At 41.7% G+C, this 22,534-nt stretch carries 3 protein-coding genes; all 3 read right to left on the reverse strand.

The window, feature by feature from the left end; all coding sequences use genetic code 11:
- Positions 1-20: 20 nt before the first annotated feature.
- The 3 genes from V6668_RS18090 to V6668_RS18100 all read right to left on the reverse strand — a co-directional run bounded on the left by V6668_RS18090 (position 21) and on the right by V6668_RS18100 (position 22,467).
- Positions 21-203 carry a YjfB family protein gene (locus V6668_RS18090; RefSeq protein WP_036613510.1) on the reverse strand — a complete coding sequence of 61 codons (183 nt, stop codon included), beginning with the start codon at positions 201-203 and terminating at the stop codon, positions 21-23.
- A 472-nt stretch (positions 204-675) separates the two neighbouring features.
- Complete coding sequence (locus V6668_RS18095) at positions 676-10,497, reverse strand: amino acid adenylation domain-containing protein (RefSeq protein ID WP_338706347.1); 9,822 nt, start codon at positions 10,495-10,497, stop codon at positions 676-678.
- A 36-nt stretch (positions 10,498-10,533) separates the two neighbouring features.
- Entirely contained in the window at positions 10,534-22,467 is an 11,934-nt protein-coding gene (locus V6668_RS18100; RefSeq protein ID WP_338706348.1) for an amino acid adenylation domain-containing protein, read from the reverse strand.
- Positions 22,468-22,534 lie beyond the last annotated feature (67 nt).

A 22,534-nucleotide genomic window follows, 5' to 3' on the forward strand; every position in this document is an offset into this window, starting at 1 on the left:
AACACATGCTGTAATTTCAACTAAACCGAAAGATCGAGACTTCTACCCAGATTGGGATGAGGAGCAGGCATTGACTTCAACATTTCCGCCATCTGCTGGCCTTGCTGCTGTGCCATGTCTTTTGTAATCGACATCACTTGCAAGCTTGCCGACTGCACTACTGAAGCTTGGCTCATCGCCATTGATAATGCTGCAATATCCATGTTCTGCACTCCTTTCACTTTCTGATTACGTAGATGTACTTATTATATATCGGTCAGAAGGGAGGAATTGTTAAAAGGTCGATCACAATGTTGTTCCGACCACGTAAGAAGCTTTATTTCTCCATCTACAGTAATTTTCCAGCTATCATCATTAACGGAGCATAAAAAGGGGATGCCATAAGTCATGAGCATGACTGAGGACATCCCTTATTAAAGTTATTTTATTCTAATGAACCTGGTACACGCTATTCGCTCTGATTTGCACAGGTCTGTGGTGTAACGAATCACAGAGACGTTATTTCGTCGATTGGGGCTTTTTTTAGGTTCTGACACCCTGATATGATGAAATAACGTTACTGAGGTTCGTTAAAGTTTGCCGTTCACATCGAATCTACCTCTTAAGACGCGTCAGATTCGTTAGCGCTTTGAGTGAGGAGGAAACTCACTTTTAGAGCGGACCATTACTTGTGCATTAATAACTGTTCGACGTAATCAATGCGAGTTCGTTTATTTTAACTTCCGGGTTACTTACCACCTGTTGAATCATGGAAATAAAGTGTTTTTGAATCTGTTCAACGGTAGATGGGTCATACACATTGGCATTATACATCAATATGATCTTCATATTTTCATGGGGTTTGACAATCAAGGTAAAATCAAAACTATTATGTTCTGTACCCCCAACATTCATAATCTCAAGCGGTGTTTCACCTTTCTGACCCAGACTCTCCATGCGGTTCTCTACCGGGAAGTTCTGATACACAACAACATGATTAATCAGAGATTGTTTTTGCTTGGTCAGATTTTGAATATCATATAACGAATACGTATCATATGCATGTGACTCCACAGCTTGTGCCTGATTCCTTTTCATTAGAGATATAAATGACTCATCGACCTGAGCCTGGATCCGAACAGGAATCGCATTAATAAATAATCCAATCATGCTTTCGATCCCAGGAATGACAGGTGGTCTGCCCGATACCACACTTCCGAATACAACATCGTTGCTTTCATTGTATTGCTGCAACAATACACCCCAGACCGTCTGCACTAACGTATGAAGAGTAACATGCTGCTGTTCCGCAATCTGTTTCATTTGCTCGATTAGTACATCATCCAAATAACAGTTTAACGTTCTGGAATCCTGTCTTTCATGTTTCGGTTTGATTTTTTCTCCAGGCAATTTCGTTTGTCCTTCATAACCCTTCAGGTAATGAGTCCAATACGTTATTGCACCTTGATGATCTTGCTGTTCCAGCCATTCAATGAATTGACTATATGGGGTTAATAGAGTCACTTGAGGCTTTCTATTCTCCCGAATCGCAAAATAATTCTCAAATATCTCTTTGCTTACCAGAGACATACACCAGCCGTCCATCAAAATATGGTGAAAACTCCATATGACGCGGTATTCCTCATGGTTTGTTCGTAAAACAGACATACGTATTAGCGAATCTCGTTGTAAGTCAAATCCTCTTGCCTTGTCCTGCTCGATGTACTCGTCAACATACGTTTTACGTTGCAGCTCACTTGTGCCAGCTACATCTTCATAGTTAAATTCAAATTTCTTCTCTTGATACACAATTTGAAGAGGGATGTCCAAGAAATCACTGTAAAAATTAGTTCTTAATATCGCATGCCTTTGCATTAATTGATCCAAACTTTGCGCAAAAGAGGTAACATCCAAATCTCCACGCATATCAAACATGATTTGTACAAAGTAAGCGCCCGAAATCGGATTCCGTTCACTTTCGTACAACATTTCCTTCTGTAATGGTGTAAGTGGGTACACATTTTCAATTTGGCCGATGTGCCCAGTTTGTTCCACAATTTGATCCAATTGATCAATGGTTAATGACTTGCATGAAATATCACTTGGCGTCAGCTCGGTTTGTTCCTTCGTTACACAATGTTCAACGACTCTATTAAGACCTTCCTTATAGAGACAAGCCAATTGCTCCATCGTTTCCCGGCGATATTGTTTTAAACTATAGTTAATGGACAGCGACAACCGACCCTCTGTAACAATGCCATTGATATTCAGCACAAAAGGTCTCTTGTTGTTTTCACTTACGGATGGCCCGCTGGAAAAAGGCGAGAATTTAATGCCATCTTGGCCCGAATCCTGATTCACCTGTCCCATATAGTTGAAACTAATTTCGGGATTTTTCGCTAACTTGAATCCTTCATTTCCATGTGACAAATACCTCGAAATTCCGTAACCAATGCCCTTGGTTGGAATCTGGCGCAGTCCTTCCTTGACGGCCTTAATCTTCCTTGATAAGTCAGCCCCGGACTCCATCGTAATCATAACGGGGTACATGCTCGTAAACCATCCCACTGTACGCGTAATGTCCAGCTCTGGCAGGATGTCTTCTCTACCATGCCCTTCCAGATTTACGAGGATTTCTCCCATGCCTGTCCAATCATGAACAGCCATTCCTAATGCGGTTAGCAATATATCATTAATTTCCGTATGGTACGCATGATGTGTTTGCTTTAATAATTGCTCGGTTTCCGCAGCTGTCCAATGAATGGTGATCGTTTCACTATCTTTGCCAATCGTCTCATCACAATCCATATCTTTAGGCAGCGGGCTTAGCTGGGCCTGCTCCACACGACTCCAGTATGGATTCTCTTGCTTCATCGCCGGGCTGTCTGCAAACGTCGACAATTGTTCTGCCCATTGTTTAAACGAGGTCGTTTTTTGAGGAAGTTGGATTTCTTCACCTCTTAAGAACTGGTCTTGCCCTGTCTGAATATCTTCATATAAAATACGCCATGATACCCCGTCTACCAACAAATGATGAATGGCAATAAGCAGGTGATCCCCTTCAGCACATTGGAACAACCCAAGTTTGATCAAAGGTCCGTGAGACAGATCCATACCACTCTGAATTTCTTTTGCTTTATTTTCAATGAACGATGCAGGATCTGCTTCTGCTTTGAGGTCAACGATTTCAAGGCTGTATAATCCTTCTTCGTCTGCCCCTCGATTCCACGCTTCATATCCGCCCTCAGGCGCTTGTCGATAAAGGATGCGGAGAGCATCATGCTGTTTAACGATCTTATCCATGATGCTGTGAATAAAGCGGATATCAAATCCTTTTTCACGAAGGAACATCATTTCCTGATTGTAATGATGTGCGTCTACCATATTTTGATCAAAGAACCAGCGCTGAACAGGTGTCAGCATCACTTGTCCCGTAACTTCCCCTTGGTCAGAAATAGTGCTCACGGATGTAACGTGTTCACTCAACTCCGCTACTGTCGGATAGGTGAAGAAATGCTTCATTTCCACTTTATACCCTGCTTGAAGCAGTCGTGAGGAAACTTGAATACATTTAATCGAATCGCCCCCGAGTTCAAAGAAATGATCTGATGTGCTAACCTTTTGAACACCAAGCACAGCTTCCCAAGCAGAAACGATCGCTTGTTCTACAGCGTTCTGCGGCGCCATATACTCGGTCCCTTTTTGCATATGTTCTTGTGGAGATGGCAATGCCTTACGGTCAACCTTCCCATTGGAAGTTAACGGTATATGCTCTAATTGAACAAAATAAGACGGGATCATATAATCCGGAATTTCATGAGATAATGCCATTCTGATTTTCTTCGCTGTCAGTGAGCTGTCGCCTTTCCAATACGCACACAACTGCTTCGAACCATCCTTATGCTCACGGGCAATAACGACTGCTTCCTGAATGGAGTCTATTTGCAAAAGCGCAGTTTCCACTTCGCCAAGCTCAATTCGGTAACCGCGAATTTTCACTTGATGATCGATTCGTCCCAGATATTCAATATTTCCATCCGGCAGCCATCTTGCGGCATCTCCTGTGCGATACATTTTCCCTTTTGTAATCCAGGGATGATCAACAAATTTCTCTGCGGTTAAATCAGGCCGGTTCAGATAACCTCTGGCAAGTCCCTCACCTGCTACAACTAATTCTCCCTGAACACCGATCGGTTGAATGCGTTGATGTTGATCCAAAATATAGGTCTGCAACGTCGGGATTGGTTTTCCAATATTGCTCTTTCCAGCATGTATTTCAATGTCGGTTATTTCCTTATACGTTACATGAACCGTTGTTTCGGTTATCCCATACATATTAATTAACTGGATAAATGGATATTTCAGCTTCCATTCCTTCAATAACACGGGATTGAGGGCTTCTCCTCCAAAAATTACTTTTCTTAATTTCAGATCTGCTGCATGACCCGCCAGTTCTTCCTGAAGAAGATGATAGAAATACGTTGGCGTTTGATTCAATATCGTCACTTGCTCGTTTTTTAACAATTGTAGAAATTGTTCCGGACTTTTTGCCGTCATTTGAGGTACGATAACCAGTTTTCCGCCATAGAGCAATGCCCCGTACATTTCCCACACCGAAAAATCAAAACAAAAGGAATGGAATAATGTCCATGTATCTGATGAATTAAAATCAAACAAATTTTTACTATTGAACAACAATCGCACCACATTTTTATGTTCAATACATGTCCCTTTTGGTTTACCTGTCGTTCCTGAGGTATAAATTACATATGCCAGGCCTGTTGGTGCAGCAGTCATTCCCAAGTTGGAATGATCTTCATGATAGGACTCAGGTAGATCCATGCAAACGACCTCTCCTGCAAAAGAGATGCGTTCTTGCAAATGACTTTGCATTAATAATACATGTACACCCGAATCCTCAAGCATGTAGTTTATACGATCCTCCGGATATTCAGGATCAATCGGCACGTATGCGCCACCCGCTTTCAAAATCGCAAGGATTCCTACAACCATGTCTAGCGAACGATCAGCGATGATCCCGATTAACTGATCATTTTGAATGCCTTTAGCCTTCAACGTTCTTGCCAATTGGTTGGCTTTCTTGTTCAGCGCTTGATAGGTCAAATGTTGATCCTCGAAAACAACCGCAACGTGTTCAGGAGTTCTTGCCGCTTGTTCCTCAAACAGTCCATGAATCGTCTTGTCCATTGGGTATTCAGCCATAGAATCATTAAACTGTTCCAAAATTTGTGTTTTCTCCTGTGTTGTAGTCAAGTCAATGTCATGGATCGGAATATTAGGATTGTTGACCACTTGCTCCAACATCTGAATCAAGTGACCTTGAATGCGTTCTACGCTTGCCCGATCATAGACGTTAGCATTGTAATAGAACATGCATTTCATCGATTGGCCTGGTTTAATAATCAGGTTAAAGTCATAGTTCGTTTGTTCATCTGCTTCTACATTCGTAATCCGAAGAGCTGTCTCCTCCTGATCCCCAAACTGTTCCATAATGCCCTGTACAGGATAATTTTCGAATATCAGGATATGATCAATCAAATTTTGCTTTTGCGATGTTTCCGCTTGAATCTCGTATAACGGATACGTGTCATGTGGATGCGAAGCGACAGCTTGTTCCTGATTCCGCTTCATAACCGCTGCAAATGTCTCGTTACCTTGAGTCTGAACGCGTACAGGAATGGTATTGATGAATAAACCAATGATTCGCTCCACTCCGACAATCGCCGCAGGTCTGCCCGACACCACGCTTCCGAATACAACATCCTCACTGCCGTTATATATCTGTAGCAACATTCCCCAGGCTGTCTGCATGAACGTATTCAGCGTCACCTGATTCTGACTGGCCACATGTGCGATTTGTCCGGTTAATTCCTGACTTATTGTACAAATCATATGCTCTGAATGATATTCATCACTCTTCGTAATTGAATGTTCTTTTGGCAAAGTGGTCTGCTCATCATAACCTTGCAAATAGTCACGCCAGTATTTCAGGGATTCTTCATGATCTTGGTTGTCCAGCCATTCAATATAGTGTTTGTATGGAATCGTACTCTTTGCCTCCAGTTTTCGTTGTTCCTGAATAGCAAAGTATCCATCAAACAACTCCTGGATGACAAGAGACAGGCACCAGCCATCCATTAAAATATGATGATAATTCCAAATGAAACGATAGGTTTGGTCATGCGTTTGCAAGATCGAAATACGCATTAAGACATCCTGAGACAGGTCGAAACCTTTTATTTTATCTGTTCTTGTATATTCTGCCACGTATGCTTCACGATCTTTTTCATTCATCTCACGCAAATCTTCGTATATTAGTCCATTCCGTTTATGACGGTATACCACTTGCAGAGGTCCATTCTTCCATTTGCTATGAAAATTTGTTCTGAGAATCGAATTACGCTGCATCAACTGATCCAGACTCTTCGTAAAAGCTTCGACGTCTAACGGACCATGAAGATCCAGCGTAGTTTGAAGGAAATACGCTTCCGATTTTGAATGAAGCAAATGATGAAAGAACATTCCATTTTGCATCGGTGACAAAGCATATATATCTTCGATTTCACCAATGTGTTCCGATTCTTGAACAAATCCTTCTAATTCTTCAATGGTAATTCCTTTTAACGTTAGATCACTTGGTGTACATTCCGGCTTCTCTTTTGTCACACAATGCATCACGATTTCTTGCAGATGATCTCTAAAATATGTTACCACTCGCTCCATCGTTTCTTTTTGATATTGGGTGCGACTATACCGAAGGGACAACGTCAATTTGCCTTCCACAATTAAGGCATTCATATTGATAAGAACATTTCTTCTGTGATTGTCGCTTGCTGTTGCTCCGCCTGGATAGGGAGAGATCTGCATCCCGCTATTCTGAAGATCCTGATCAAATTGACCCAAATAGTTAAAACTAATTTCAGGATTCAAGGTAAAGGGCGTTTCTTGCTGATGTGCACTTAAATATCGTAAAATACCATAACCAATCCCTTTTTTAGGGATTTGACGAATCATTTCTTTGTTTGTTTTGATGAAAAGAGACATATTTGAACTTGCTTCCATATCAAGTACAACCGGATACTGGCTTGTAAACCATCCGATCGTTCGTGTAATATCGAGATCCGGTAAAATTTGTTCTCTTCCATGTCCCTCCAGATTGACCAGCACTTTATCCATGCCCGTCCATTGGTGAATAGACATGCCTAATGCATGGAGCAGCAAATCGCTAATCTCCGTTTTATACGCACGATTCGCTTGTTTTAATAATTGTTCCGTTTCTGCCGCTGACCATTCTATCGTGACCTCTTCACTGTCTTTTTCCAGTGCATGATCCGCTTCGAAATCTGTAGGTAACGGTTTATAGGTTGCTTGTTCAATTTCATTCCAATAGGCTAGCTCTTGCGTTATCGCATCACTGTTCGCATACAACTGAAGCTGTTCTGCCCATAATTGGAATGAAGCCGTTTTTTGCGGTAGTTGAATCGATTCTCCCTCACTTAATTGTTCATATCCTCTCGATAGATCTTCAATCAAAATTCGCCATGAAACCCCGTCGATGACGAGGTGATGAATAACGATGAGTAAATGATCTCCGTCTGCACATTGAAATACGCCCAGCTTCATCAAGGGTCCACGTTCCAAAGTGAACGTGCGTTGCATTTCGTTTGCTTTCTTCTCAATTTGTTGAGATAGATCTGCTAATGACTTGAAGTCCATCACTTCAAGTGTATATAAGGGTTCCTTTTCCTGCCCTTCATTCCACGCTTCATAACCCTGTTCTGTAAGGCGATATACCGTACGAAGTGCATCATGATGCTCACTCAGTTTATCGAATACACGGCGAAGTGTGGCTTCGTGAAAACCTTCTTTCCGATACAACATCACGGACTGATTATAATGATGGGCGTCCACCTTGTATTGCTCAAAAAACCAATGCTGGATTGGAGTCAGCATCACTTTTCCAGTGATGATTCCCTGTTCTGACAGGGTACTTATGGGTTGAACATAGGGAATCAAGCTTGCTATGGTTGGATTTTTAAACAAATGATCCATCTGCACCTGGTAACCTGCTTGATATAACCTCGAAGAAACTTGAATGGATTTAATCGAATCTCCTCCAAGCTCGAAGAAATTATCCAAAATCCCAATGTTCTCAACCCCAAGTACCTCTTCCCAGATCGATACAAGTTGTTGTTCCACCATCGTTCGGGGTGCTTCGTACTCCATGCCCTTCAACATATGTTCTTGGGGAGCAGGCAAAGCTTTGCGATCGATTTTCCCGTTAGACGTGAGCGGCATCTGATCCAGCTGTACAAAATAGGACGGAATCATGTAGTTTGGCAGTTGCTGGGACAGCGCCTCCCGCAGTTCCCCAATCGTGATTGCATCCTCTCCTACCAGGTACGCACATAATTGTTTGGTTCCCGTTTCATCTTCTCTGGCTATGACGATGGCCTCTTTTATCTGGGTACTATTTAGAAGAGCCGTCTCCACTTCACCAAGTTCAATCCGGTGTCCACGAATTTTCTCTTGATGATCCACCCTTCCTATATACTCTATGTTCCCATCGGGCAGCCATCTTGCGAAGTCACCCGTCTTGTACATTTTCGCTCCCGAAACAAATGGATCATCCACGAATTTCTCCGCAGTCAGATCTGGACGGTTCAAGTAACCTCTGGATAGCCCTGCTCCCGCTACACATAACTCTCCCTGAACACCTATAGGCTGTAATTCATTCTGTTCTCCTAAAATGTAGACTCTATTGTTCGCAATAGGCTTCCCAATTGAGATATTTTGACCTGCCGACTTGATCGACAGAACTGTGGATACAACACTATTTTCAGTTGGACCGTATTCATTACACACTTCGATGCGTGGATTGATGCGCTGCAATTTGTGTATTAAGGCAGGAACAATCTTCTCTCCCGCAGCCACCACATTTTTCATGGATGCCCAATCTTCCGCGCTTACTTGTTCCAATAGCGTCATCAAGAAACTGGGTGGACTTTGGATGTGCGTGATTTGCTGTTTTTTGACCATCGTATTGATGGCTATAGCATCTTTACACTGTTGCTGGTTTAACAAGTACACTGTCGAGCCAGATATCATCGGACCAAAGAAATGAGTAATAAATGAATCAAAAACGAAAGGATTCAGCATTAATACCCGATCATCTCCGGTAAAATGATAAAAATCCGATTTCCATTGCAGGGAATTCACAATGCTGGCATGTTCAATCATTACGCCTTTGGGATGACCTGTTGTTCCAGACGTGTAGATCATGTATGCCAAATCACTGGAGATCGCTCCATCGTCCAAATTTAAATGATCCTCATAGTGATTTATTTCAGAATCCAGAATGACACATGTCCCTGCAAAATGTTCAGGTTCCTGTATATGACTTTGATGCAGCAACCAAGCCACTTTTGAATCCTCAAGGATATAGTTAATACGGTCTGCCGGATATTCCGGATCGATTGGGACATATGCCCCGCCAGCTTTTAGAATACCGAATAAACCTATGATCATCTCAAGTGAGCGCTCTGCCATAATGCCAACGAACTGACCCGCCTGCACCCCCTTAGCTTGAAGCAATCGGGCCAATTGGTTGGATTTTTGATTTAACTCTCTGTACGTTAACTGTCTATTCTCAAATACGACTGCCGGATGGTCCGGTGTTCGTTCCACCTGTTCTTCAAATAATTGATGCATCGTTTTGTTCTGTGGATACCCCACCCTTGTATCGTTAAAGTCATATAACAGCTTGTTTCGATGAAACTCTGATAACATATCAATTTGACTTAACTCCAGATCAGGTTGGTTTAGAACTACGGAAAACAATTGGTCAAGATGCTCTACAATTTGTACCATATAATCGCGATCATAACGATCATCATCATAAACTAATCTTAACTGAATGGAGTCGTTCTCCAGATCAAAGTGGAACATTGTCGCCGCTTTTACGTGATTTTCATCAAGGGCTGGATGAATTTCATTCAACGAAACCAAGGTATGAATTAGAGGTACATGGTTCGAATCATACTGAACATTTAAACGTTCAACCATTTTTCTGAAAGGGATTCGTTGATGCTGAATAGCTTCCGTTAAACTGGTCTTCACTTGATTAAATAAGGATTTGAATGACATCACATGATTGATATTATTTTTTAAGACAAGAACCTTATTCGAGAGCGATAGATCAGTGTTCTTTTCTTCCATCGTTGGTATACCAATAATCATCTTGGTTTCATTCGTGTATTTATATAACAGACACTGAACTCCCGTTAATAGTATCGTATAGATGGCCATAGGAGCATTTCGCGACATGGACTTGATTTTATATGAAACATCGGCTGACATAGACTTATATATATCATTCTGGTGCTGCGTATCGTCTGGGTGTTTGGAGGTTGTCTTGCAATAAGGCAAATGAACAAGATGATCATCATCTTCAAATCGGCTTGCCCAATACGATTCCTGTTTCTTAAAAATAGACATACGGCACCCCGATCACATTTATATTTTTAGTTTATTTTAGAAATCTACTTCAATTAGATCAGCCAGCGTATCCCCATCTATTAATTCTTCAACCAATTGAATCTTGTTGATTTCAATATGAGGGTCGTTGGCAATGGTTGTTAATATGACCAATAGATTTTGTGACATCGTTTCAATCGTTGTTTTCTCAAATAAAATCGTACTGTATTCAAAGGCCACTTCTAACTTGTGTTGCAATTCGGTAACATACAACGTTAAATCGAATTTGGATACTCTCGTATTTGGGGCATAAGGCTTACAGGTTACTCCATCCATCTGAATCTCTGAAGCATCTGTATTCTGCAATACAAACATGGTGTCAAACAACGGATTCCGCCGAGCATCTTTGGTTACATTCAATTTCTCAATCAATTCTTCAAACGGATAATCCTGATTCTCATAAGCGTTCAACATATTTTCTTTCACTTCCAGCAGATACTGCGTAAAAGTTTTATCCCCCGCAGGATAATTTCGAACAGCCAGTGTATTCACAAACATCCCCATAACCGGCTCCAGCTCAGCATGTGTCCTTCCTGCAATCGGCGTGCCCACGATGATATCTTCTTGTCCGCTGTATTTAGACAACAGAATGGTATAGGCGGCTAATAGAATCATATATAACGTTGTTCCTGTCCGTGCTTCGATGTTCCTTAAGCCTGGAAAGATGTCTTCCTGCAAAACAATGTCCAATACATCTCCCGCATAGCTTAGGGTTTCAGGTCTTTCGTAGTCTGTTGGCAGATCCAATAGCGGGATACTTTCACCAAACACAGTAAGCCAATACTTCTCCTGCTTTTTCATCCGCTCACTATGAAGTTGCATTTGCTGCCATTCAGCATAGTCCTTATATTGAATTCGAAGAGGAGACAGCTCCTCTCCCTTATAGAACTGGCTAAGTTCAGTCATCAGAAGATGCACGGATAGTCCGTCTGCAATGATATGGTGGAGATCTACCAGCAATACATGACGCTCCTGCTGAAGTTCAATAAGTCCCACCCTCATAAGAGGTGCTTGCCCGAGATCAAATGTGCGAACAAACTGTTCAATTCGATCTTCTATCTCTTCTTCCGTTGACTCGATCAATTCAATTCCAAAGTTAACTTTAGGGTATACGATCTGTTTCGGTTCCCCGTGTATGACTTTGAATCCAGTCCGAAGCGATTCATGACGATGAATCAATTGTTGGAATGCTTCTTCCAATCTGATCCGATCGAGCGATCCTTCCAACATAAACATACCTGACATGTTGTACATGAGTTCCTTGCCAGCTTTGATGCTCATAATGTACATTCTCATTTGCGCTGAAGAAATAGGATAATATTCTTTTTCCTCCACTTGAGGAATGGACACTGATACTTCCTGTTCCATTTGTTCAATAGATTGAGCCATCTGTTCAATGGTCTGCCATTCAAAGACGTTTCTTACCGATATGTGGATATTCAGCTTTTGATTGATTTTGGCGGCCAGCTTGGTCGCACGTAAAGAGTTGCCTCCTACATCAAAAAAACTGTCTTTTACACTGATTTTTTTCACGGCAAGCACATCCTGCCAAATAGGCAGCAACTGTTTTTCCACCCCAGTTTGGGGTTCTATATATTCACTTCCCGTTTGTATGTTTTCTTCTGGACTCGGAAGCGATTTGCGATCGATTTTCCCGTTCGCTGTGAGAGGCATGTGATCCAATTGTATAAAGTAGGCTGGAACCATGTAATTCGGCAACACCTTAGAGAGGCTTTGTTTTAACTCTCCCACCGTCAGCGTGGAATCCGCTGTAAAGTATGCACATAATGATTTGTCCCCGTGATCATCCTCATGTGCAATGACGATAACTTCTTTCACACACTCTAGATCTAACAGCGCCGCTTCGACTTCTCCTACTTCGATCCGGTATCCGCGAATCTTAATTTGGTGATCCATTCTTCCCAGATACTCGATATGGCCATCGGGAAGCCATCTCACCAAATCTCCCGTTTTGTACATTGTCGCTCCCTGGACAAACGGATCACGTACAAATTTTTCTGCTGTCAGCTCAGGTAAATTCAAGTATCCTCTACCAACCCCATCGCCAGAGATACATAATTCCCCTACGACGCCTACAGGCTGAACTTTGCCATGTTTGTTCAATACATACAGGCGATTATTTCCTAATGTTCGACCAATCGGTAGGTGAGCTCGTTGATTCGCTGTATCCAGGTGTTCTGGAAGTACACGGTATGTCGCAACATCCACACAACATTCTGTTGGACCGTACACATTAATTATGGCTGGCGCCGTGATCTGATTGAGAGCAAATAATGATGTGATTTCATTTACACTTTGCTGAGAAAGAGCTTCACCGCCAATGAGCATATATTTTAGCGATATGCCTTGAACGTTTTTTGCCTTCGAAAGCAATTTCAGGTGCGCAGGTGTTCCGTCCGTCAAATCAATTTGGTGGAGCTGATAATAATTCATTAAATCTTGTCCATCCAGTACCGTGTCCTTGTCTACAATAAACAAGGCATGGCCTGACAGCAGTGCGCCAAAAATCTGCTTCACAGATGCATCAAAATAGTAAGGTGCAAGTAAAGCGACATGCAAACCGCTATGCTGATCATCTATAACTTGACTGTACAACGCTTGAACCAAGTGATGAACCTGACGATGTTCGATCATTACACCTTTTGGCATGCCTGTCGTGCCTGAAGTATAGATCACATAAGCCAACTGCTCGGAATTCCCTGCCGGTTCCAGATTCGACAGATTAGCTGCATAGATTTCTTCATCGTCCAAATCAATCATTTTTCCATTAAACGATACCAACTGCTTCAAATGCTTTTGCGTGACTAACAACGTTGCCCCCGAATCATGCAGGATGTACCGGATACGCTCTTCAGGAGAATCCGGATCAATCGGTACATACGCCCCGCCTGCTTTTAGAATGCCAAAGATGCCAACGATCATATCAATCGAACGATCTGTCAGAATACCTACAAATTGATCCTGCTGCACTCCCTCAGCTCTAAGCGTATATGCCAACTGATTCGCCCGTTCATTCAATTGACGATACGTCCATCGCTCATTTCCAAAACTAACAGCCAATTGATCAGGTGTCCGTTCCACCTGTGCTTCGAATAACTCCTGAATGGTCTGTTCTCGGGAATATTCTATGTTGGTATCATTAAAGTCATATAAAAGAACGTCCTGCTCATGTTCAGACAGCATTTGAATATCGGACAAGGCAATATCAGGTTCGATCACAATGTCTCTGAGGATGTTGAACAGATGTGTTTTCATTCTGTCGATGGTATCCCGTTCAAACAGCTCCGTCTTGTAATTAAAGTGCATTTCCAGACACTCATTATTATCCTCAACGATGAACATCAGATCATATAACGATACACCAACATTTAATTCTCTAACTTCAAAGCTGCAATCCTGTTCTTGCCGTTGATTCAACGCGGTATTTAAGAAGATATACATCGTATTAAAAAGTGCTGTCCCGGTTGTATCCCGATGCGTGTTTAAATTCTCTACAAGGTTGTCAAAAAGATAGTCCTGGTTATCCAATGCATCCAGGGATTGTTTTTTAATTTCCTCGAGATAGGATCGAAATGACTTATTCCCCACCGGCTGTGATCGAATCGCTACCGTCTGGATAAAGACACCTATCATATTCTCGACATCCGGATGGTTTCTTCCTGATGTTGGCGTGCCTACAATCATATCTTCTTGATCCGTATATTGATGAAGCAGCACATTATACGCTGCCAATAACACCATAAACATCGTAGTTCCCGTTTGTTTCGCAAGCTTCTCCAGCGACTGCTTCAAGTGTGCGTCCAACACAAATGACAATCTAGAACCTGCCGAAGTCAAATGAGGTGTCCGAACAAAATCAGTAGGCAGATTAAGGTTCGGGAGTTCTCCTTTGAATTGATCCAGCCAATATTTTTCTTGCTGCTTATAAGACTCACCCGCCAGGAATTCTTTCTGCCAAGCTGTAAAGTCTTTGTATTCAATCTCAATTTCCGACATGCTTCTTCCGTCATACACATCGATCAGTTCATTCGCAAGAATACCAACGGAATATCCGTCCGATATAATATGATGCATCTCGATGAGAATCTCTGCATGATCATCGTTTACACGAATGAATTCGGCACGTATTAATGGCGCTTTGGAGCAATCAAATGGTTTGGCAAACGCCTTAACATGTTGTTCGAATGAAGCAGAACTTTCCTGAGATCGTTTCACTTCAAAATCAATCGTTGGAGCAATACGCTGGTAAAGCTCTCCATCCATCAGATGGAAACTGGTGTGAAAAGCTTCGTGACGGTGCACGATTTGTTCCAATGACGAAATCAATTTAGCTTCATCGATATTTCCTGTGACCGTAATATGGCCGCACATGTTCTGAAACACACTATTCGGCTCAAATTGATCCAAAAAGTAGATCCGCTGTTGTGCAGCTGACGTCTCATAGAACTCCTTCACGTCCAATGCCTTGATTGGAATGAATGTTTCCTCGTTCTCGCCTGTAATCAGACTGGCAAGCTGCTTCAGACGTTGGTTTTGGAAGAATTGAACGATTGAAATTTTGTGTTGAAACTGCTCATGTACCTTGGATAGCATTACTGTCGCCTTGAGCGAGTTACCTCCGAGATCAAAAAAGTGATCATGTCTCCCCACTTGATCGAGGGATAATACGTCCTCCCAGATCAAAGCCAGCTTTTTCTCCACGTCATTGACTGGAGACTCGAATATGGCTGTATGATTAACGTGAGGTAGACGCTCCGTAACAAACCGATTATATATTTCCTGTAATTGGTCCTGTTGCTCGGATGAGAACAACGTCAAAGACGAAATTTCAGCCTCTGGATGACTCACCATTTTTTGCAGCAAACCCTTAAATCCTTCAGACCACAATTTCATCATCTCAGGTCCAATAAGCTCGGTATTGTAATCAAAATCCAGGTACAATTCATGGCTAACATCCGTAATATTAAGAAATAAATCGTAAGAAATATGTTTGATCGGATACGACATGAATTCAGTCTTGATATTTTCAAATTGGAGATGATGAATCGTTCTGTCCATATTGAATAAAATCCGGGTATCCGGTGCAGTCATATGAGCAAGCTGTTCGGATACGAGGGTCAATGGAACATGCTGATGTTTCATGACAAGAGCCAGCGTTTCCTTGAGCTGAAGAACATGGTCTACAACGGATTGCTTCGTTAACAAGGCATGGTGAACAGGTACAATGTTGACACAGTTGCCAATCAGCGCATTTTTTCGCATATGAGACTGACCCGCTGTAGGCACGCCGATGACAAGGTGAGACTGCCCTGTTAGTTGATGCAAATATAAATAAAACGCTGCAAACATCGTTACAAACAAACTGCTCTTATTATTTATACTTAACGTTCGCAAAGACTCTGTTAATTGATGATCCAACTTGATGGAATATCTTTCACCGTCATATCCCTTGGGCACATCATCGGAAGGTGCCGTTGGAAGTGTGATGTTGGGATAGGATAAGGAAAATTGTTCTTTCCAGAACTGAATCCCTTCGGTAAATGACCCTTTTTCATGTTCAAGTCGTTGCCAGCTTAAATACTCACGGAATGGAGTGGCTTCAGGTAATTGAACCGGAACTCCTCGGACCAGAGCAGAATAGGTATGTTCCAACTCTTGAATGAATACAGCAATCGACCAGCCATCTACAACAATATGATGAAATGTCAGCACCATAAGGTATTGATCGGCTGCCTTTTTAAGCAAGGTGATTCTAAATAGAGGTTCCCCAGACTGTAAATCGAAGGCTTCATTTGCATCGGCAGATAACCAATTGGAAATTTCCCTTTCTTGATCCTCACCCGCATATGCCGAGAAATCCAACCATGTACATTGAAATTCCATTACGGATCTGATTTGTTGTGTTTCACGATCGGCATGAATGACTGTTTTCAGGGCTTCATGACGCTGTGCGATCTGATTCACGGCCTGATCCAGTGTGGAAGGCTTTATTCCACCTGTCATTTTTAAAATAACACTCTGATTTAATGCAGCATTCGCATCTTCCCCATGTAATGAAGTTAACAATAATTGTTTTTGCTCTAAAGAGAGCGGATATTCCGAAACAGGCGATTCACCAGGGATAAACCCCCACTCGCGTAGTTCATGGATCGTCTCTTTCACGATTCTGATTATCGTATCCATCTCACCCATGGAATGCACAGTCGATATAAAACAGTTACGACCTTCCCAAATATATAAACCTTTATAAATTAAATGGTAGAAAAATAATTCCATATCTCCAAATGATATAAATCGAAATAAAGATCCATAGTTCACCATTTGCATCGGTACATTCGCTGTTTTGAAAAACACATTTAATTCTTTAACAAGATAATCTGTTTTTTCATTTAATTCCTTATATAAAGTTCCTGCTTCGGATTGAAGATACTGCAGTACCGTTAACATCACTCTCATCGTAAGAGGGTGTGTACAGAAGGTTCCACCGACAAACGTTTTTTTATCTGCATCGGAAGGGTAAGAATCATCACCAAAGTTCCAGGTTCCACCATCTACCGGATTCATAAATTCAGCTTTACCCGCGACTATACCAATAGGCAGCCCGCCACCGACCACTTTCCCATACGTAACCAAATCTGCTTGAACCCCAAACCAATCCTGTGCTCCACCCAGACCAATTCTAAATCCAGTGATGACTTCATCGAAAATAAGTGCAATGCCAAACTGTTTCGTGATCTCTCTAAGTTCCCGTAAGAATTGTGTTGGCTGCATATCAGGTCTTCGACTTTGCACCGGCTCTACAAGTACAGCAGCCAATTCATCACCCAGGTTCTGAATCATATCCAGGGATTGCGGATGGTTATAATTAAGAATAATCAAATCATCTATAGCGCTATTTACAATACCAGGAGCCATAGGCATCGCAGACGATAAAGCATCCCCAGGATTCGCTACACCCAACACGCCATCATGTGTACCGTGGTAAGATCCTGAAAATAATACAACTTTGGAACGCCCCGTTGCTGCCCTCGCTAAACGAAGTGCAACCATGACAGCTTCTGTTCCTGAATTATAAAATGCGACACGCTCTACACCTGTCAACTCGGAAATTTTTGTTGCAACATCTCCTGCCAAATCTGACATAGGGCCCAATGGAGGCAATTGTTCCTGGAGGCTGTCTGCTATTACATTTTGAATAAAAGCTGGATTATGACCAAATAGATTTACACCAAATCCCATCGTCAGATCCAAATACTCGTTCCCATCCAGATCCCATAACTTAGATCCCTCTGCACGCGTTGAAATGATGGGATACACCATTTCCTTCCAATACGAACGAAATCCAGATACATTGCGATTATTCGCATGAACCAAACGTGTTTGGCCTGTTTTTAATTTGGAGCCTTTGGTTCTTGCGGTATACTTTGTTACAAACTGTTCAACATACTGGTTCTGAAGCGGTGATAATCCACTCTCTTCATGAATCTTCAACGATTGATACGGTATAAAAGGTTTTTTTTCTTCCTTCGATTCCGAATCCGGTTGGATCTTTTTGGGTTCATTGGTTTTATTGATTTCATTCATTACCGGTGAAGCTTGAACTTTTGGGGTTTCATGATGTTTCATCTCCAAAAGAGGCGATTGAACAGCATTCATTTGCTCGCCTAACAGCACATTCAAACTTTTTAATTGAGATTCCATGAGCTGAATGGCAGACATCACAATTTGTTCCGACACATTCCCTGATGATTTTGCCGTGTTTATATTGTTCACAGATGCCAGATTTCGTTGTTCAGTATGCTCCTGATCGGTTTCATTTTTTATGTTCTCGGATACATCATGTTGTTTTATATTCTCTGACACATATTTAACTAAGGAATTGATATTTGTAAGGGTTTCAAAAAACATTTCCATCGGGATATTCAAACGGAACAGCTCTGAGATTTCCTTCTGAATTTGCACAAGAATAATGGAATCCAATCCCATTTGGAGAAAATGAGCTTGATGATCCAGCTCTTCCAACTTCAAACCAGATGCACGACTGATGCTTGTTTTAATCTTTAATTCAATACCGTTTGTATTCATCTCCATTTGAACCTCATTCCTCTCTGACCTATGTCCCGCTGGTATCGTATGTTTGACTTCAATCCAACAGCGCTTCTGCTCAAATGGATATAGAGGCAATGGAATTTTCCAAATGACTTCATGATTATAAAACCTTTCCCAATCAATCACTGCCCCCAGTGTAAATAACTGACCGAGTTCATTTAAAGATTCTGCCTTTCCCCGAGCATAGAGATGATCGCTAACAAGCGTTTTGTCTTTTTTGGCATAACCAAAATAAACATATGGCAGTTTACCCTCTCCGCTTGCAATTCGTTTCAATTTTTCAAGTAATTCTTGTGTACTCGTGACTACGATGGCAAGCCGATAATCCAGATTAGCCCTTCCCGTACTGGCTGTATAACAGATTTGTTGAATGGAAACATCCGTGTGATCGGTTAGATATTCATGATACGTTCTGACCAATTCATCCAGCGCCCGTTCCGTGGCAGCAGACAGAACAAATAGACTAGGCTCTTGGGACATTTTTTTATCTACGGTTGGGGAAGGAACATATTCTTCGAGAACCACATGTGCATTGGTACCACTGAAACCAAAAGAACTAACCCCGCATCTTAATGGACCCTCTTTTTCACCAAAAGCCATTAGTTCCTGATTCACATAAAAAGGTGAAGCTTCAAACTTAAGCAGGGGATTAGGCTTGTCAAAGTGAACCAATGGTGGAATCTTTCTATGTTGAAACATAAGAATAGATTTAATTAATCCAGCGATCCCCGCCGCTTCAAAACCATGTCCAATGTTAGCTTTGGCAGATCCGATTGCACAAAATTGTTTCCGATCCGTATATTTCTCAAAAGCTTTACGCAAAGCATTGAACTCAACCGGATCACCTAATTTTGTTCCTGTTCCATGTGCTTCAATAAAGTTAAGCGTATCAGGCGAAATGCCGGCTTCTTTCCATGCCTGTTCGATCACATTGGTCTGTGACTCCGGGTTAGGTGCTGTGATTCCTACCGTCTTTCCATCCTGATTAATCGCACTTCCCTTAATCACACCATAGATATGATCCCCGTCCTTAATCGCTTGCTGCATTGGCTTCAACATGACCGACCCAACACCTTCGCCAAATCCCGTGCCGTTGGCATCTTCGCTAAACGTTCTCGTCAATGCATCTGGAGATTCCATATCCAGTCCGATACTTATCGGTAATAATGCCGTTCGAATGCCGCCTGCGATTGCCATTTCACAGTCTCCGGCGAGCAATCCTTTACATGCCATGTGAACAGCAACAAGTGAGGAGGAACAAGCGGTATCAATCGTTAAGGCCGGGCCTTTTAAATTCAAGAAATATGCAATTCTGCTCGCCAGTACAGATGGTAAATTTCCAATGATATAATTTTTGGTTTCTGCGGGGTAACTCGCCGTCACGAGCCGTTCGTAATCATACCCAACTTTGGAATATCCCACGTACACGCCCACATTTCTTCCATTGATTCCTTCCCCTGCATACCCAGCATCTTCAATCGTATGCCATGCCGTTTGCAAGAACATCCTTTGATTCGGGTCCATAAATTGTGCAGTTTTAGGGGTTATGCCAAAGAAAGAATAGTCGAATTGATCAATTTGATCCAAGTAACCACCCTTGATCCATTGAACTTCGCTCATTGCACTTCGCATGGATTGTATATAATCCGCTGCGTCTTTTATCCGACTTTCCGGGTAGTCCCGAATGTTATGCGTTCCATTTTCCAAAACACGCCAAAAATCGCTTGCATTTGATGCACCAGGGAGATTCAAAGACATACCGATAATAGCAATATCTTTGGATGGCGTATGATCCTCTTGAGTTTTGTTGACTTGCATGGTCTCGCTGTAACCTCTAGCCAGATATGCTGCCAATTCAGTTATCGAGGGATAGGTAAAGAGATCCGTAACAGCAAGCTCTTCTCCGTATTTTTGTTCTATACGTTCAGCGATTTGGGCCAGCTGTAATGAAGTTGCACCCATATCAAAATAGCTATCCTCAAGTTCAACCTTTTTCCCAACCAGCACTTCAGAAAATAGTGAAGTTAATTCACGTTCTATGACTCGAACCGAAACAGCAGCCTCTTCTTTTGTCTTGTCATTGTCATTCTTGATCCAGTCATGGATGAATGCAGATTCTGTTGAGAATTTGCCTGCTTCATACTGCTTGGCTAACTGATACCGCTGGATTTTCCCACTTGTTGTTTTGGGTAATTTTTTGATGGGCAGTACCTCTTTGACACTCCATCCCCCATGTTTATATAGATGTCTTTTGATTTCTTTAACAAGCGGTAAGAAGTGTTCGATCTTTTTTTTGTACACGACAAACACAATAATTTCTTCACTTTGACTATTCGAATCATACACACCACAAGCAGCAACTCTTCCGAGTTCAATATCATCTAATTGTATGGCGACACGTTCAATGTCATGGGGATATACATTTTTACCATTGATAAAGATAATGTCTTTTTCCCGCCCTGTTACAACCAGTTTTCCGTTCATGATAAAACCCAGATCTCCTGTATTCACCCATCCGTCGTGCGTTAATAACTTCTCCGTTGCTAGTGAATTGTTATAATAACCTTGGGTGACGTTATCCCCCTTGATTTGAATTTTTCCAATAACCAAATCGGGAACACTGTTCATTTCCTCATCGCAAATTCTAACATGGCAATAATCAATCGCTTCGCCAACGGCAACAAATGATGCCACATGTTCAGCATGTTTCTCGACTTCGATGACACACTCCCCTAAGTTCAGATGATCCCGGTGAACGTACACCGCAGTAAATTCTTCTTCTACCTTGGGAAAGGAGACGGCAACAGAGGCCTCTGCTAATCCATATACGGTAAACATGGCTGTTTTCTTTAAGTGATATGCTGACAATACATTTAGGAATTCATCACACACTTCGGGTAATATAGGTTCCGCCCCGTTATAAATGACTCTTACAGATGACAGATCCCATCCCTCCGCTTTGTCTTCGCGAAAGAAATTCAGGAAGTATTTATAACCAAAGTTAGGAGAAGACAGTATGGTTGCTTTGTGTTCATTTACTTTTTTCATCCATAGAATCGGTTTACGAATGAATAATTCCGTTGGGAGCAAGTGCTGATGAATTCCTGCCACGAGGGGTACGAGATGAAATCCAATCAAACCCATATCATGGGTAAGGGGCATCCAGGAGAGAAAACTATCGTTTGAACTAATTTGTGTGCCATTAATAGCAGCACAAGTATTATAAATCAGGTTTCGATGGGTGAGCATGACGCCTTTGGGATCACCGGTTGATCCAGAAGAGAATTGAATAAATGCCAAGTCATCAGACTGAGGTTCAACTATATTATTAATAGATTCATAATAGTATATGGTGTCTTGGATCAGATCCGTTCTGACTTCTAATTGATGATGGAAATCAAGCATGTCATGTTCCAAAACAAATCTCTTCATTTTATCCAGCACCTTCTCAGATGCAATCATGAAAGGGTTATTTAGCAAATTCCAAATACGGCATACTTTCAAGTTTTGTTCTTCATCTTCACCAATACTTACAGGGATAGGGATCATTCCACCGAGTATACAAGCCCAGAATGCGACTAAAAACCGTTTGTTTTCTTGAATCTGAAAAATAATCTCTTGTTTAGGTTTAATTCCGATGGCTTGTAGATAACCTAGATACCCTTTTGCCTCAGTAAATAATTGATGATAAGATATAAAAGTTTCGCGTTTGTCCGCATCGATAAAACGAATACCTCGGTCCGTTATTTTACCTCTGTCGCGGATAATATCCACTAATGTTTGAAACTGATTAGTATACATATCTCTCCTCCAAATGAATCATCTCTAACATGCTTATCTAATTATTTACACATATTCCAAGCAAAAT

Source organism: Paenibacillus amylolyticus (genome assembly GCF_036894225.1).
GTDB classification, from domain to species: Bacteria; Bacillota; Bacilli; order Paenibacillales; family Paenibacillaceae; genus Paenibacillus; species Paenibacillus amylolyticus.